Source organism: Pinirhizobacter soli (assembly GCF_015905305.1).
Taxonomy (GTDB): domain Bacteria; phylum Pseudomonadota; class Gammaproteobacteria; order Xanthomonadales; family Rhodanobacteraceae; genus Pinirhizobacter; species Pinirhizobacter soli.
The window spans coordinates 60,412-76,823 of record NZ_JADZLQ010000004.1 but is presented as its reverse complement, the minus strand read 5'-3'; the positions used below and the strand labels follow the sequence as shown (position 1 = coordinate 76,823).

Below are 16,412 nucleotides of genomic sequence, written 5' to 3'. Positions count from 1 at the left end.
CTGATAGCGACCGGCTATCATTGGCGGTCTCATGCCTTCCCGACCTTCGCGCCCCCCCTCACCGGAACCGGCCCGCCTGCGCGAGCTGCGTGCCGCCGTGTCCGGCGCCAGCAGCCGCGATGTCGGCCGCCTGCTCGGCCGCATCGCCAGCCTGAAACAAAAAGGCGCGGACGATGCGCGCCTGGACGCCCTTGCCCGGGAAATCGAGGCCTCCACAGCCCGGCGGGCCACGCGAGCGGCGTCCAAACCGGTCATCCGCCTGGACGAAACCCTTCCGATCACGGCGCGGGCGGAGGAAATCACCCGGCTCATCCGCGAGCACCAGGTGGTGGTGATCGCCGGCGAAACAGGTTCGGGCAAGACCACGCAGCTGCCCAAGCTGTGCCTGGCCGCTGGCCGTGGCGAGGCCGGCCTGATCGGCTGCACCCAGCCCCGCCGGCTGGCTGCCCGCTCGGTAGCCCGGCGCGTGGCCGAGGAACTGGGCACGCAAGTGGGCGACAAGGTCGGTTTCCAGGTGCGCTTCAACGAGCAGGTGGGTGAGCACACGCTGGTGAAGTTCATGACCGACGGCATCCTGCTGGCTGAGACACAGTCGGACCGGTTCCTGTCGGCCTACGACACGATCATCATCGATGAAGCCCACGAGCGCAGCCTCAATATCGATTTCCTGCTGGGGTACCTGAAGCGCCTGGCCGTGCGGCGGCCGGAGCTGAAGATCATCGTCACCTCCGCCACCATCGATACCGCACGCTTCGCCGAGCATTTCGACGGCGCGCCGGTGATCGCGGTGGAAGGCCGGGCCTACCCCGTGGAAGTGCACTATCGCCCGCCACCGGACCGCGGCGAGACCACCCAGGCCGGGCAGATCGCCGACGCGGTGGACGAAATCACCCGCACCGATCCGCGCGGCGACGTGCTGGTGTTCCTGCCCGGTGAACGCGAGATCCGCGATGCCCACCTGCTGTTGTCGCGGCGCCAGTACCGGGAAACCGAAGTGGTGCCGCTGTATGCCCGACTGTCTGCCGCCGACCAGGACGCGGTGTTCCGTCCAGGCAACCGCCGGCGCATCGTGCTTGCGACCAACGTGGCCGAAACCTCGCTTACCGTGCCGCGCATCCGCTATGTGGTGGATTCCGGTACCGCGCGCGTCAAGCGCTACAGCCAGCGCAGCCAGATCGAGCGGCTGCACGTGGAGCCGATTTCGCAAGCCGCGGCCAACCAGCGCAAGGGCCGCTGCGGCCGCCTGGGACCGGGCATCTGTTATCGCCTGTACGACGAGGCAGATTTCGAATCCCGGGCACCCTACACGGACCCCGAGCTGCTCCGCTCGTCGCTGGCCAACGTGATCCTGCGCATGCTGTCGCTGGAACTGGGCGATGTAGAGGCGTTCCCATTCCTGGAGGCGCCCGACCCGCGCGTGGTCTCCGACGGTTATCGCCGCCTGGCGGAAATCGGTGCCATCGACGACGACCGCAAGCTCAGCGCGATCGGCCGCACCCTGGCGCGCCTGCCCATCGACGTGCAGCTGGCGCGCATGCTGGTGGAAGCCAACACGCTCGGCGCCCTGCGCGACGTGCTGGCGATCGTGTCGTTCCTGTCCATCCAGGATCCGCGTGAGCGTCCTGCCGATGCGCGTGGCCAGGCCGATGCCGCCCACGCGCAGTTCGCAGATCCGCGTTCGGACTTCACCACGGTGCTGAAGCTCTGGACGGCGTACCAAACCGCCCACCAGGACCTGACGCAAAGCAAGTTGCGGGACTGGTGTTCGCGGAACTTCCTTTCCTTCATGCGCATGCGCGAGTGGCGCGAACTGCACCGGCAACTGTTGCTGGTGGTGCAGGAGTTGAAGTGGAGCCTCGACACGGCGCCGGCCAAGGCAACGAACCAGGGCGACGACGCCGATGCCTACGCCGCGGTGCACGGCAGCCTGTTGTCGGGCCTGCCCACCCAGGTGGGCCATAAGGATGAAAAGGGCCAGTACCGCGGCACGCGCGAGCGCCGTTTCACCCTGTTTCCCGGCTCCACGGTAGCCAAGGCGCCGCCGGCGTGGGTGTTCGCCGCGCAGGTATTGGATCTGGGCGGCCGCGTCTGGGGCATGAACAACGCGCGCATCGAGCCGTCTTGGATCGAAAAACACGCAGCCCATCTGTTGCGGTTGAGCTGGCGCGACGCGCACTGGTTGCGCAAGCGCGGCCACGTGGTGGCCTACGAGCAGGTGAGCCTGTTCGGCCTGGTGCTGGTGGAAAAACGCCCCGTGACGTTCCGCCTGCAGGATCCGGCGCTGGCGCATGCGATCTTCGTCCGCGAGGCACTGGCGCGCTGCGACATCGACAGCCGCAGCGATTTCGTCCGCGCCAATGCGCGCGTGCTCGAGCAGGCGCATGAGATCGAGGCCAAGCAGCGGCGCGCTGGCCTGCTGCGTAGCGAGGACGACCTGGTCGCTTTCTTCGATGGCAAGCTGCCGGTGGATATCACTGATGTCCGCGCGCTCGATGCCTGGTTCCGCAAGGCGCCCCCAGCCGTGCAGGCGTCGTTGCGTTGGTCCCTCGACGACATCATGGTCGGCGGCGCGGGGCTGGATGCAAAAGCCTTCCCCACCTCCATGGCGGTAGGCCCGCATGCTTGTCGGCTGGAATACCGCTTCGTTCCTGGCGACCCTGCTGACGGCGTGACCCTGCAATTGCCCCTGGCGTTCCTCAACGCCGTGTCCGAGGCGCGTTGCGAATGGCTGGTGCCAGGGTTGCTTACCGACAAAGTGGCCGAACTGATCCGGGGCCTGCCGAAGGCGCTCCGTCGCAACTTCGTGCCCGCGCCGGATTTCGCACGGGCATTCGTCGAGGCCGAGGCGCCGCGCGACGAATCCCTGCCGCGTGTGCTGGCATCGTTCCTGAAGCGCACGACGGGCGTGGATATCGACGCGGCGGCATTCGACGGCATCGACTTGCCCGCGCACCTGAAGATGCGCTTCCGCCTGCTCGACGATCACAGCAAGATGCTGGCCGAAGGGCGTGACCTTGCGGGCCTGCGCGCCCAGTGGGAAGGCCGTGCCCGCGAAGCATTCTCACGCAAGACCGACCTTGAACTGACCCGCGAAGACGTCTCCGCGTGGGACTTCGACGAAATTCCCGATCGCGTGAAGTCCGATGCGGGCCTGATGGCCTTCCCGGCCCTGGTGGACCTGGGCGAAGCCGTGGCACTACGCGTGTTCGAACGCGGCGACGAGGCGCGCGCAGCACACGTCGGCGGCGTCGAGCGGTTGTTGCGCGAGGCGGTGTCCAACGAGATCAAGCGGGCACGCCGGCAAATGCCGGTAGGCAATGCGCTGGGCCTGAAATACGCCACACTCGGCAGCGTGGAGTCGCTTCGCGAGGACCTGGTCGAGGGCGGATTCACCGACCTCGTCGAGGCATCGGACCTCAATGCGCGCACCCGCGAGGCCTTCGAGGCACTGCACACAGCCTTCGCGCGGGACATCTTCAAGGCCGCCATGGACCGGCAAAAACTTGCCGAGCCGGTGATCGAGGCCCAGGCGGACCTGCGGCCCTGGCTGCAACCACCGCTGATGGGCTTTGCGCGCGCCAGCTACGACGACCTTCGCGAGCAGCTCGACGCGATGTTGCCGCCGGGCTTCCTGCGCGAATGGAGCGCCCATCGCCTGGCCCAGCTGCCACGCTACCTGAAGGCCATGCGCCTGCGCGCCGAACGCCTGCGCCAGGACCCCACCAAAGACCAGCAGCGCATGCTGCAGGTCCTTCCTTACTGGCGCGCGCTGCTCAATGCCGGCGCCGGCGCGGATACCCCGGCATGGCAGGAACTGCGCTGGCTGATCGAGGAATGGCGCGTGTCGCTGTTCGCCCAGGAAGTACGCACGGCCGAGCCCGTTTCCGCCAAGCGGTTGGCCCGTGCGCTGGAAGCCGCGCAGGGCAGGGCATGATCGTGGCAAGCTCAAGCCCATGGCCGGCACGATAAAAAAAGGCGATGCATTGCTCGAGGCGGCAAGGGCTGCGCTCGCGCCGCTGCCCGGGCCGTTGCGCGGGGAATGCGAAGCCGTCTGCGAACTGCTGCTTCAACTGGGCTGCGACGAGGAAACCTGCGCCGCCGCCTGCTGGTTCGCCGTGGCCGTGCACGACCGCGCCGCCTGGGATGCCGCCTCCGCGGCGCTGCCGCCCACCTTGCGCCGCCTGGTCGAAGGCCAGCTGGCGGCGGAGACGGTCTGGGTGCTGCACGCCCAGCGTCCCGGCGCAGCCACCGAAGGCCTGCGCCGCCTGCTGCTGGCGATCATCCGCGACCTGCGCGTGGTGTTCGTGCTGTTGGCCCGGCAGCTGGCCCGCATGCGCGCCGCCATGGCCATGGACGAAGACGAGCGCCACGCGCTGGCCCAGCTCACCCGCGATATCCATGCGCCGCTGGCCAACCGACTGGGCATCTGGCAGCTGAAGTGGGAACTGGAAGACCTCTCGTTCCGCTACCTGGAACCTGAAACCTATCGCCGCATCGCCAAGCTGCTGGACGAGCGCCGTGGCGACCGCGAGACGTTCATCGCGCAAAGCTTGTCGGAACTGGGTACGGCGCTCAACAAGGCCGGCATCCATGCCGAGCTTGCCGGGCGCCCGAAGCACATCTTCTCGATCTGGAAGAAGATGCACCGCAAGCACCTGGAGTTCTCCGACCTCTACGACATCCGCGCCGTCCGTGTGCTGGTGGACGACGTGGCCGACTGCTACGCGGCGCTGGGCATCGTCCATTCGCTGTGGCCGCATCTGCCCGGGGAATTCGACGACTACGTGGCGCGTCCGAAGGGCAACGGTTACCGCTCCCTGCACACGGCGGTAATCGGCCCGCAGGGAAAAACGCTCGAAGTACAGATCCGCACCCACGACATGCACCGCGCCAACGAGTTGGGCGTGGCCGCGCATTGGCGCTACAAGGAAGGCGGCGGCGCCGACGCCGAGTTCGAGGCGAAGATCGCCTGGATGCGCAAACTGATCGAGCCACGCGGCGAAGACGACGCGGAACTGGCTGCCGGCTTCCAGACCGAGCTGATGGAAGACCGGGTGTACGCGCTTACGCCGAAGGGCGAAGTGATCGACATGCCGCACGGCGCCACCGTGCTCGATTTCGCGTACCACATCCACACGGAAGTCGGGCACCGTTGCCGTGGCGCGAAGGTCAACGGGCGCATCGTGCCGTTGACCTTCCAGCCCCGCAGCGGCGACCGTATCGAGATCCTCACGGCGAAGGTGTCCGAGCCGAGCCGCGACTGGCTGTCCGTCCACCACGGTTACCTGCATACCTCCCGCGGCCGTGAAAAAGCGCGCGCGTGGTTCCGCCGCAGCGCCCATGACGCGAACCTCGTGGCCGGCCGCGCGATGCTGGAACGGGAATTGCGCCGGCTTGCACTGCCTGATGCCGACATCGGCAAACTGCCGTCGCACTTCAACTTCAAGACCCACGAAGAATTTCTGGTGGCGCTGGCGCTGGGCGAAGTCACCACCGGCCAGGTGGCGCGTGCCCTGCAGGAACGCGCGCCGGAGCCAGACGTTACCCAATCGACCGCGCCGGTAGCATCGCGCCCCGCCCAGCACGACCGCGGCGCGCTCAGCATCGACGGCGTGGGCAACTTACTCACCACCCTGGCGCGCTGCTGCCAGCCGCTGCCCGGCGACCCGGTGAAGGGCTTCATCACCCGCGGACGCGGCGTGTCGGTGCACCGCGCCGATTGCGCCAGCCTGGCGACACTCGCCCGCAAGCAACCGGAACGGGTGATCGAGGTGAACTGGGGCAAGGTGGACGTCCAGGCCTACGTGGTGGACATCGAACTGCGCGGCTACGACCGCAAGGGCCTGCAGAAGGACGTCACCAACACCATCAGCAACACCGGGCCGCATATCGTGGCCTCGTCCAGCCGGGTGCACACGCGCACCGCCGAGGTGGAGATGCGCTTCACCCTCCGGGTGCGGGACTACGAGCAACTCTCGACCTTGCTCGGCCGATTGGGCGCGCTTGCCAACGTGACGGACGCGCGCCGGTTGGGGTAAATACCCAGGCTTGCCTCCCTATCCGCCCGTTAAATGGCCCCTCGGCGCCCCAGAGCTGCCATGGGCCCGGGTGTTAAGCTTTCCGGAATGAACGAGACCCCCCAGCGATGAGCGGCCGCGACTCCAAAGATGGCCGGCGTGGCCGCACCGACCCCGTCCTGGGCAGCCTGGACAACCTCGACAGCCCGGGTCCGGCCCCGGCGCCCGACGATGGATTGCCGCATTTCCGCGTGGAAGCGCCCGAGCGCCGGCCATATGCGGGCGGCCCGCCGCCGCGCCGGCGCAAGCGAGGGTGGCTACTGCCGCTCGTGCTGCTGCTGGTGATCGGCGCTGGGACCCTGGTTTACCTGCAGCAGGACCGCCTGCGCGGCATGCTTCCCGCCACTGAGCTCAACGACACCCTCACCCTGGCCGACCAGGCCCTGGCCGCCGGCAAGCTCGACGGCAGCAATGGCGACAGTGCCCGTGAGTTGTACGAAAAGGTGCAGTCCGCCGAACCCGATAACGATCGTGCCCGGGATGGCCTGCGCAAGGTCGGTCAGGCCGAGGTCGCCCGCGCCGACGCCGCCCTGACCGCCGGCAACGTGGACGAAGCCGATGCGGCCACCAATGCTGCCAACGAGCTCCTGGGCGGTGGCAGTGACATCGAGCGCCTTCGCCAGCAGATCAGCCGCGCGCGCAACCCCAGTGCCCAGCAGGGGTCGCTGGTGGACCAGGCCCAGGCGGCGCTCGACGCCGGCAAGTTTGACGGCCCCGATGGCGCCGGTGCGCTGTACCGCAAGGTGCTCGACGGCGACCCGAACAACGCCGTGGCCGCGCGCGGCCTGGACAAGGTTGGCGACGCGCTGGCGGCCCAGGCCCGCCAGGCCATCGCCGCCAACGATCGCACAACGGCCAGCGGCATCGTCGAGCGCCTCGCCGCCGTCGTGCCTAACTACGGCGACCTTCCTTCCCTGCGTGCCTCGCTGGCCGAAACACGCAAGCAGGACGACCAGGCCACCTCCGGATTGCTCAGCCAGGCCGCCGATAACCTGCGCTCGGGCAAGGTAGCCGGTGACGGCGACGACAACGCCCTTGCACGCTATAAGGCCGTGCTTGCGGTTGATCCGGACAACGCACAGGCGAAGGCCGGCCTTGGCCAGGTGGCCCAGGCGCTTATCGTGCAGGCCAGCGCGTCGCAGGATGCCGGCGACACCGAGCAGGCGCGGAAGCTGCTGGACCAGGCAGCGACGTTGGCTCCCAAATCCGCGGACCTCGCCGCAGCGCGCGGCCGCCTGGGCGGTGGCCATGCGGCCGCTGCCGCCGTCGCCAACGATGCTGCCAGCAGCGACGATACCGCGCAGGCCCAGCTGTCCGTTACGCCTGAGCAAAAGGCCCAGGTGGTCGACCTCGTGCGCCGGGCGCGTGCCGCCACGGCCAGGGGCGACATCATGACGCCGCCGGCCGACTGCGCTTACGACCTTTACCGCAATGCCCTGGCCATCGATGGCAACGATGCGGACGCCCGCAGCGGCCTGCAATCTTTGCCGGGCGTGGTGCAGAAGCAGTTCGAGACGGCCATGTCCAACGGCAATCTGCGACATGCCAATGAATTGCTCGACACCATGGCCGATCTCGCCCCGGGCGAGCCTGGGCAGGCAGGCCTGCGGCAGCGCCTGGCCAGTGCCCTGGTGGACCAGGCGCAACAGCGTGGCAACGCAGGCGACCGTGAGGGTGCCCGGCAATCGCTCGACGCCGCCCGTCGGCTCAATCCCGACGACGCACGCCTTCCCGATGCCTATGCCCGGTTGCAGTCCGGCCGCTGAGCATGAAGATCCTTGTCCTGGGTGCGTCCAGCCAGATTGGACGGTTCTTGTTGCCGCGCCTTCGTGCGCGCGGCGATGAGGTGGTGGCCGTGAGTCGCGCGCAACACGCCGATGCCGACGGCCTGACGTGGCAGCGCGGAGCGTTGCCCGATCACATGCCCGATGCCGCGAACGCGGATGCCGTGGTCTGCTACGGCCCCATCGTTGCGTTGGCGCCGTGGCTTGCCAGCGGCGCCGCTCCCGGTGTCACCCGCGTGGTCTGCACCAGCTCGATGAGTGCGGAGAGCAAGATCGAATCCCTGGATGCTGCCGAGCGCGAGATGGCCCGCAGCCTGCGTGATGGCGAGGCGGCGCTGGCGGCCACTTGCGAGGCGCGTAGGATTGCCTGGACGGTTCTTCGTCCCACGCTGGTGTATGGCGCGGGCATCGACAGAAGCCTGTCGCCCATCGCGCGTGGTGCCATGCGCGCCCATGTGTTCCCGTTGCCGTCCGGACGCGGCCTGCGCCAGCCGGTGCACGCCGACGACATAGCCTGCGCCACCACCGCGGCCCTGGATACACCGATGGCCGCGGGCCAGGTGATTCCGATCGGTGGTGGTGAGCGGCTGTCCAGTGGCGAGATGTTCGCGCGCGTGCGCCGCAGTCTTGCCGTGGCCACCTTGCCCTTGCCCGTGCCGCGATGGCTGCTGGGGCTTGCCGCTGCCGCCATCCCGCGCGCGCGCGGTCCGATTTCCCGGCTGGATGTCGACCTGATCGCCGACAACGAGCCATTGCTGCGCCTGCTGGGTGTCCGACCACGGTCGTTCCTGGCCGACGGCGCCTGTTGGATGCCTTCGTGAGCGGTCGCCGTGTCTGCGCCATCGTCGTTACCTGGCATCCGGACGCCGACATGCTGCAACGCCTGGTCAATGCGGTGGTGCCGCAGGTGGCGCACCTGGTAGTGGTGGACAACGGCGGCACGCGATTGGCCGCGCGCGAAGGTGTCACTCTGCTCCCGCAGCCTGTGAATGCCGGACTTGCCGCGGGCTTCAATACGGGCATCGCATTTGCGCGCGCGGGTGGATTCGACACCGTGCTGCTGCTCGACCAGGACAGCGAACCCAAACCCGGCATGGTGCAGTCGCTGATCCACGTGCTTGACGAAGGAAGCGCCGAAGCCCCCATCGCAGCGGTGGGCCCGGTGTTCCAGGATGCCCGCGAAAAACATGTCGCGCCCTTCGTCCGGTTCGGATTTCCACTGAACCAGAAGATCACCGCGGAACACGGCGCGCCGGTGCCTTGCGACTTTCTTATCAGCTCCGGGTCGTTGATACCGCTGGCCGTGCTCGACACTGTGGGCGAGATGGACACCACGCTATTCATCGACAATGTCGACCTGGAATGGTCATGCCGTGCGCGTGCCGCCGGCTACGTTCTGCTGGGGGTGCCCGGTGCGCGCATGGGCCATCACCTGGGCGACGGGCGCAGCAGCGTGATGGGCCTGGGCCGCGTGGTGGTGCATGGTCCCACAAGGCTGTACTACATCATGCGCAATCGCGTGTTGTTGTACCGGATGCCCCACGTGCCCCGCACGTGGGTGGCGCAGGACCTCCTGCGACTGCCGGTGAAATTCCTGATTTTCGCGCTGTTGGTGGGGCCGCGCTGGCGCAACATGCGCGCCATGCTCAAGGGTCTGGCCGATGGCATCCATGGGCGCACCGCGGCGTGTCCGCCCGGGTGAAATACCCGCGCACGCCACCGGGCAGCCATCATTCGTTCAGATCCCTGCCGGCATGTCACCCCTATGATCGGCCGGTGTATTGAAAGAGGAACATCCTCCCTTGGCTTTCTTTTCCCGACTTGGCGCCCTGTTTCGCGCGATCTGGCCCTGGATCCGCATTCCTGTCTACATCGTGCTGGGCCTGATCTTCGGCTTCCTGCTGCCCTACACGCTAGTGCTCAATTCCCGCGTGCAGGAGCAATTCAACGACCTGGTGTTCGCCGTGCCCACGCGCGTGTACGCGCGGCCGCTTCCGCTGGCCCGGGACACCGCGATGAAGCCGGCGGCGCTGGAGCTGGAACTTACCTTCGCCGGGTACTCCAACGACGGCAAGGGCCAGGTGCCGGGCACGTTCGCCCGCAACGGTTCGACCTATGTCATCGCCTCGCGCGGCTACGCGGGACCTGATGGCGGCGAGATCGCCCACCGCATCCGCCTGGTGCTGTCGCAAGGCCAGGTGGATTCGATCACCGACATGGGCACCGGCAAGCCGCTGGACGGCACCCATCTGGATCCTGCACGTATCGCCACCCTGTACGGCGCACAGGCCGAGGAGCGCCGCATCGTGCGCCTGGGCGATGTGCCGCCGCTCTTGATCGGCGGCTTGCAGGCGGTGGAAGACCGCGACTTCAAGCATCACTTTGGCCTGGATTTCTCCGCCATCCTGCGCGCCTCGTTTGCCAACTTGCGCGCCGGCCATACGGTGCAGGGTGGTTCCACGCTGACCCAGCAGCTGGTGCGCAACCTGTTTCTGGACCGCAGCCAGAACATGATGCGCAAGCTCAACGAAGCGATCCTGTCGGTGCTGATCGAAATGCACTACGACAAGAGCCGCATCCTCGAGGCTTACATCAACGAAGTGTTCCTGGGCCAGCAGGGCGACCAGGCGGTGCATGGATTTGCCGCGGGCGCGGAGTTCTATTTTGGCCGCCGCATGGAAGACCTCCGCCCGCAGGAGATCGCTCTTCTGGTGGGCCTGGTAAAAGGGCCGAGCTATTACGACCCGCGTCGGTTCCCCGATCGCGCCATCGCCCGCCGCAACCTGGTGTTGCAGCAGTTCCGCGATACGGGTTTGCTTAACGATGCCGCCTTCCTTGCCGCGCAATCCGCGCCGTTGGGGCTGGCCACCAATGCACAGTTGCCGCACAACCGTTTCCCGGCGTTCATGCAGCTGGTGCGCACGCAGATCACCGCCGACTTCGACGAGAGCGCCCTGCGCGAGGGCAGCCTGTCGATCTTCACCACGCTCGATCCCGCCGCCCAGCTCTATACCGAGCAGTCGCTGCTCTCCACCTTGAACAGCCTGGGCAAGCGTGGCGCGGCGGCGCAGGGTGCCGCGGTAGTGACGGACGTGTCCACCGGCAGCGTGCTGGCCGTGGTCGGCAGCCGCGATCCGGGCGACCAGGGCTTCAACCGTGCGCTGGATGCACGCCGGCCGATCGGTTCGCTGGTGAAGCCCTTCGTGTACCTGGTGGCGTTGTCCGACCCGCAGCGCTGGTCGTTGGGCAGCACGCTGGACGACACGCCGGTGAACATCCGCCAGCCCGATGGCACGATGTGGACGCCGAAGAACGACGACCACGAAATCCACGGTCAGGTGCCGATGGTCGATGCGCTGGCCAATTCATGGAACCTGGCCACGGTGCACATGGGGCTCGAAGTGGGCGTGCCGCGCATCAAGGCGTTCTTAGAATCGTTTGGCCTTGAGAATGTCAATCCCAGTCCGTCGCTGCTGCTGGGCGCGGTGGATCTTTCGCCCTTCCAGGTGGCCCAGCTGTACCAGTACATTGCCGCCGATGGCCACGCCCTGCCGCTGATCGCCGTGCGCGGGGTGCTGGACGCCCAGGGAAAGACGATCAAGCGGTATGAGGTGAAACCCGGCAACGGTGAATACCAGTCGGCCGCGCGCCTGGTGACGTGGGCCATGCAGCAGGTGGTCACCCGCGGCACCGCGCGTGCTATCGGCGAGTCGAGCCTGAGCTGGCTTCACGCAGCCGGCAAAACCGGCACTTCCGATAGCCAGCGTGACAGCTGGTTCGCAGGCTTCACCGGCGAGCACCTGGCCGTGGTGTGGATGGGCCGCGACGACAACAAGCCGACAGGCCTGTACGGCGCCACCGGCAGCCTGAAGGTGTGGAGCGAACTCTTCCGCAAATTACCCACCCGCCCACTGACGACCAACCTGGCCGAAGGCCTGGAACTGGGCTGGATCGACCCGGCCACTGGCAAGCGTACCGACCCCAGTTGCCAGGGTGCCCGCCAGCTCCCGTTTGCCGCTGGCTACCAACCTGAACAGGAAGAGGGATGCTTCTGGCAGCAGTTCAGAGGTATGTTTGGCAGCGGCGACGGCAATACGCCCGCCCCATCCTCTACTGCCCCCATTACGGATTGACCATGTTTCGAGCTTTTGCCGTACGTTTGCCCCGCGTTGGGGCCACGATCGCCGTACTTGCGCTCGCTGCCTGTACCCAGCCCAGCCCCCCGTCCAACCAGTCGACCAAGGCTCCGCCGCCGACTTACGACATCGTGGCGCAGATCCGCGCTGCCGGTGAGCGCGACAAGTCGGCCATCGAAGTGGCCCCGCTGCGCGATCCCGGCGTGACCGGCCTGCAGGATGGCGCTTCCGCCGATGAGCGAGCGCAGCAGTACGACGCCGCTGGCGCCAAGCTCGATTCAGCCCTGAAAATCGCCGGTGACGCTCCCGACCTGCTGCAGGATCGTGCCGAGATCTATGTCCGCCAGCGCGACTACAAGGACGCGGAGAAACTCGCCCGCCATTCGTTCGACATCGGCCCGAAGCTCGGCAGCCTGTGTGCACGAAACTGGCAGACGGTGGTGGAGATGCGGCTGCAGGCACAGGATGAAGCTGGCGCCGTCAATGCGCGCCAGGAGCTGGCCAAATGTCACCAGTCGGGTCCTGTCCGGATGTAAATACCTGCCGGGTTCACCGCGCGGCATCGCGTGGGCATAATTCCCCCTAACAGGGGAGTAACCATGAGCCAGGCCAATGACGCACCGCGCGCCGACATCGGTGCGCGGACAAGCTACCCAGCGACGTTTCCCATCAGCGCGGCGTCGCGCATCGTTTCCTGGCTCTTCGGCACGCTTGTGCTGATCGCTTCCTTGTTCATCGCGGGCATGGCTGCGAGGAGCCACGTGCCGGTTATTGTCGTGGGCTTTATGGTTGTGTTTTTCTTGATCGCGGCAGCTGTCACCGTGCGCTCGGCGACGATGAAGTTGATCCTGGGCGAGCGGGAAGCAACGTTGTCCACGGTGTTCGGAGCGCGCAATGTGCGACGCCAGGACATCACCGGCCGCTCTGCGATCAAAAGCTACGTGCGGTTCGATGTGCGCGACGGCCGTCCTTTCTCGGTGCCGCTGGAGCTGTTCAAGCGTGCCCGGGTCGGGACGTGGCTCGGAGACATTCCCGACCAGGCGGAAATAGCCCAGGCTGCTTTCCTCGAGAAGGTCAAAGCCGATACCAGCCTGGGTGTCGACGCGGAGAGCCGGCTAGCGGCCCTCAAACGCAGCCGCGCGCTAGCTACGGGACTGCAGATCGGTGCGGTGATGGTCTACTTCGTATCGCGCTTCAACAGTGAATACCAGGGGTGGTGCGTGGCGATCCTTGCCGCGTTTCCCTGGATAGCGCTTGCGGCGGTGGCGATGAATCCCAAGCTGCTTCGGCTGGGGGTGGGTAAGGACGATCCGCGTCCCACGGTTGCCACTGCGCTGCTGTTTCCGGTGATCGCGTTGTTCATCATTGGCCTCGACCTGGATGTACTCGAGAAAGTCGGTGTGTGGCCGTGGGCGACGATTCCAGCTGTATTGCTCGCGATGGCAACCATGGCCGCAAGCCGGCAGGAAAACGGCAGCGCCGGCTTGCGGTTGGCCTGCGCGTTGGTCCTTGGCTGCGGCTATGGATTTTCGGCAGCTCTGGTGGCCGACGTGATGCTGGATACGGCGCCGTCCACGCGGTATGAAACCGCAGTGATCAACCATTCGATCACGCGCGGCAAGTACACGCATTACTACCTCGACCTTGCGCCGTGGGGGCCGCGTACCAACGGCGAGCATCTCTCGGTATCCAGGGTTACCTACGATGCCAACCAAGTTGGGGCGAGCGTGTGCATGCAGTTGCATCCCGGTGCCTTGAAGCTACCATGGGCTGGCCTCGGGTCATGTCGGACTTAAGTCCCATGTCACCATCCATCCGCCTGGCTTTTGAGATCGTCGCCCCGGTCTTCGGTATTGCGTTGGCGTTAGTGTTGATGCTTTATCTCGACCGGGTGCGAGAGCGCCACGCGCACGAGATGGCGTGGACGTTCATCTGGGTGAGTGTCTGCCTTGTCGGCGCGTTGGTGTTCGGCGGATTCGCGGCATACGTGGCTTGGCAGGGACTGTACGACGCCGATGGCAGGATCCTCGACGGCGGTGTCATTGTGGCGTTGCTCGCCGTTGCAGGCTGCCTTGTTTACTTCTCGCGCCATCGTCGTGTTATTCGAGGCGCTCGCACGAATGCTCTTGACCCGGCACCGGCCATGTTCGAGCGCAGGCAAAGGGCGCAGTCCCATCCGGTACCGGCGCAGATCGACAGTCTCGCCGTGGTCACTGGGCGATACGAAAGTGTGAGGGAACGTGCGGCCCACGATGCCCAGGCGCGCAAGGAACTGGTGGATTACCTCGGCCGGCAAATCGCGCGCAGGGAATTCGGCGACCCGGAAGCCCAGGTCATCGACAGTTATATCCTGGCGGTGTTCGAGAGCCGGACCGGGGTTGGCGGTTAGCGTTGAGCCCTGGTCTCGCGATAGTCGCCGCAACCCGGCTCGAAGGTCGTCTCACCCTCTACCGTGATGTAGACGTCCCACTGGTGGGACTGGCCGGCGACGAAGCAACCGTGGCGCACCACCCGGATGTCGATCGGTTTCTCGCGACCGCTGATCTTCAGCGAGCCGTGAAGACTAAGGCCGTCATCGCCCCGCTGCACGCTGCCTCGGGCGTTGTACGATCCGCTGCCCCATTTCAGCAGGACGGGCATCGTGCTGCCCTCGTCGCGCACCACCACCGACCAGTGGATCGCCGAGGCCTGTAGCACGATGCCTTCTGCGTGGGCGGCGGTGGCGGTGATCAGGCAGGTGGCGAGGACCAACAGCAATCGACGCATGGTGCGCATCCATTGGGATATGGCCTGAATCTACTCCCGCCCGGATGAACCGGGCAGTCTGCCGAATGGTGTAATCCTCGCTGTTCAGCCGTGGTGGCTGGCGAGGGAGAGGAACTGCTCGTGAAGGTTCTTCACGGCATCGTCCAGGGCGTCTTCGGGGCCATCGTTATGGATGACGTCGGTTGCGATGGAGAGACGTTCTTCACGCGTGGACTGGTTGGCCACCATGCGGCGGGCGAGGGCGTTGTCGATGCCGTCACGCTGAGTGAGCCGCGCCAGTTGGGTGTCCACCGAGGCGTCCACCACCAGGATGCGGTCGAGCCACGCGTAGTGCTCGAGGTTCTCCACCAGCAGGGGCACGGCCACGATGCAATAGGGACCGTTATCGGCGCGCACGTGGGTCATCGTCCACTGGCGTACGCGGGGATGCACGATGGCTTCCAGGCGCTTGCGGGCCGAAGGGTCTTCGAAGATGCGCCGGCGCATGGCGGCGCGGTTCAGGGCGCCGCTAGTGTCGAGTACGTCGGGGCCGAAGGCCGAGGCAATTTCGGCAAGACCCTCCGTGCCGGGTTCCACCACCGCGCGCGCCGCGCGGTCGGCATCGTGCACGCCGATGCCCAAGGTCGTGAAGCGGCGCTCCACGGCACTCTTGCCGGCGGCGACGCCACCGGTCAATCCCACCACGTAATGGCCTTCCAGCATGGCTAGTGCAGCCCGGCGAAACTCATGTAACCGGCAAGGAGTTTATCCCCGGCCACCAGCCAAACCCAGCCGGCGATGGCGATATAGGGACCGAACGGCATGGGCACCTCGCGGCCGCGGCGGGCCAGCAGGATCAAACCGCCGCCGATGATGGCCCCCACCACCGAGGACAGCAGCACGATGGGCAGCAGGGCCACCGGCCCCATCCATGCACCCAGGGCGGCCAGCAGCTTGAAGTCGCCGTGGCCCATGCCTTCCTTGCCGGTGGTGAGCTTGAACAGCCAGTAGATGGACCACAGGCTCAAGTACCCGATCAGGGCGCCGACGATGGCGCTGGCGGGCGACACGGCCACCGGTTGCCAGGCAGGCACCAGGGTGAGGGCCAGGCCCAGCCAGAGCAGCGGATAGTTCATCTGGTCGGGCAGGAGCTGCGTGCGGGCATCGATGCCCGACATCGCCACCAGGAACCAGGTGAGTACCAGCGCCGAAACGGCCGCCATGGTGGGTCCGAAATGCCACACCACCACCGCTGAGGTGATGCTGGTAATGGCCTCCACCAGTGGGTACTGGATGGAAATGGACACCTTGCAATAGCGGCAGCGCCCGCGCAGGGCCAGCCAGCCCAACAGCGGGATGTTGTCGTCCCAGGCCAGCGGATGCTTGCAGTGCGGGCAGTGCGACGGCTCGCGCACGATGCCCGGGGGCGCGGGCTCGTCGACGGCGGGAAGCTCCAGGATCTCCCGCGCCTCCATGCGCCACGACGCGGCCATGCGCTCGGGAATGCGCAGGATCACCACATTGAGGAAGCTGCCGACCAGGAGGCCGAGCACGCCGGCAATGGCGATCCAGAGGGTGAGCGGGAGTTCGGTCACGCAGGGCAGCCGTGAATTGAAACGGGAAGGGTAGCCGCAGCACGGGCCAACCGGGAACCGGCTGGCCCGTGCATG

12 protein-coding genes are annotated in these 16,412 nt (G+C 66.7%); 9 read left to right on the top strand and 3 right to left on the bottom strand.

Going from position 1 to position 16,412, the window contains the following annotated elements:
- Positions 1-31 precede the first annotated feature (31 nt).
- The 9 genes from hrpA to NDK18_RS17055 all read left to right on the top strand — a co-directional run bounded on the left by hrpA (position 32) and on the right by NDK18_RS17055 (position 14,386).
- Positions 32-3,934: an ATP-dependent RNA helicase HrpA gene (hrpA, locus tag NDK18_RS17095; RefSeq protein ID WP_250628480.1), complete on the top strand. Its 3,903-nt coding sequence runs from the start codon at positions 32-34 to the stop codon at positions 3,932-3,934.
- A gap of 19 nt (positions 3,935-3,953) precedes the next feature.
- Positions 3,954-6,038, top strand: coding sequence for a bifunctional (p)ppGpp synthetase/guanosine-3',5'-bis(diphosphate) 3'-pyrophosphohydrolase (locus tag NDK18_RS17090; RefSeq protein WP_250624087.1), 2,085 nt, complete (start codon positions 3,954-3,956; stop codon positions 6,036-6,038).
- A gap of 107 nt (positions 6,039-6,145) precedes the next feature.
- A complete protein-coding gene (locus NDK18_RS17085; RefSeq protein WP_250628479.1) occupies positions 6,146-7,843 on the top strand; it encodes a tetratricopeptide repeat protein in 1,698 nt (565 codons plus the stop codon).
- Between the two features lie 2 nt (positions 7,844-7,845).
- On the top strand, positions 7,846-8,682 hold the full coding sequence (locus tag NDK18_RS17080) for an SDR family oxidoreductase (protein WP_250628478.1): 837 nt from the start codon (positions 7,846-7,848) through the stop codon (positions 8,680-8,682).
- On the top strand, positions 8,679-9,563 hold the full coding sequence (locus tag NDK18_RS17075) for a glycosyltransferase family 2 protein (protein ID WP_250624084.1): 885 nt from the start codon (positions 8,679-8,681) through the stop codon (positions 9,561-9,563). Before NDK18_RS17080 ends, NDK18_RS17075 begins: the two co-directional genes overlap by 4 nt.
- Before the next feature lie 100 nt (positions 9,564-9,663).
- On the top strand, positions 9,664-11,994 hold the full coding sequence (gene mrcB / locus NDK18_RS17070) for a penicillin-binding protein 1B (protein ID WP_250628477.1): 2,331 nt from the start codon (positions 9,664-9,666) through the stop codon (positions 11,992-11,994).
- A gap of 2 nt (positions 11,995-11,996) precedes the next feature.
- A complete protein-coding gene (locus NDK18_RS17065; protein ID WP_250628476.1) occupies positions 11,997-12,533 on the top strand; it encodes a tetratricopeptide repeat protein in 537 nt (178 codons plus the stop codon).
- Positions 12,534-12,596: 63 nt separating this feature from the next.
- On the top strand, positions 12,597-13,793 hold the full coding sequence (locus tag NDK18_RS17060; RefSeq protein WP_250628475.1) for a hypothetical protein: 1,197 nt from the start codon (positions 12,597-12,599) through the stop codon (positions 13,791-13,793).
- A 5-nt stretch (positions 13,794-13,798) separates the two neighbouring features.
- Positions 13,799-14,386: a hypothetical protein gene (locus tag NDK18_RS17055; RefSeq protein WP_250628474.1), complete on the top strand. Its 588-nt coding sequence runs from the start codon at positions 13,799-13,801 to the stop codon at positions 14,384-14,386.
- Here the strand turns inward: NDK18_RS17055 and NDK18_RS17050 are convergent.
- The 3 genes from NDK18_RS17050 to NDK18_RS17040 form a co-directional block, all read right to left on the bottom strand.
- Positions 14,383-14,763 carry a hypothetical protein gene (locus tag NDK18_RS17050; RefSeq protein WP_250624080.1) on the bottom strand — a complete coding sequence of 127 codons (381 nt, stop codon included), beginning with the start codon at positions 14,761-14,763 and terminating at the stop codon, positions 14,383-14,385. The genes NDK18_RS17055 and NDK18_RS17050 overlap by 4 nt on opposite strands.
- 84 nt (positions 14,764-14,847) lie before the next feature.
- Complete coding sequence (gene coaE / locus NDK18_RS17045) at positions 14,848-15,465, bottom strand: dephospho-CoA kinase (protein ID WP_250628473.1); 618 nt, start codon at positions 15,463-15,465, stop codon at positions 14,848-14,850.
- A 2-nt stretch (positions 15,466-15,467) separates the two neighbouring features.
- Positions 15,468-16,337, bottom strand: coding sequence for a prepilin peptidase (locus NDK18_RS17040; RefSeq protein ID WP_250628472.1), 870 nt, complete (start codon positions 16,335-16,337; stop codon positions 15,468-15,470).
- Between the last annotated feature and the right edge of the window lie 75 nt (positions 16,338-16,412).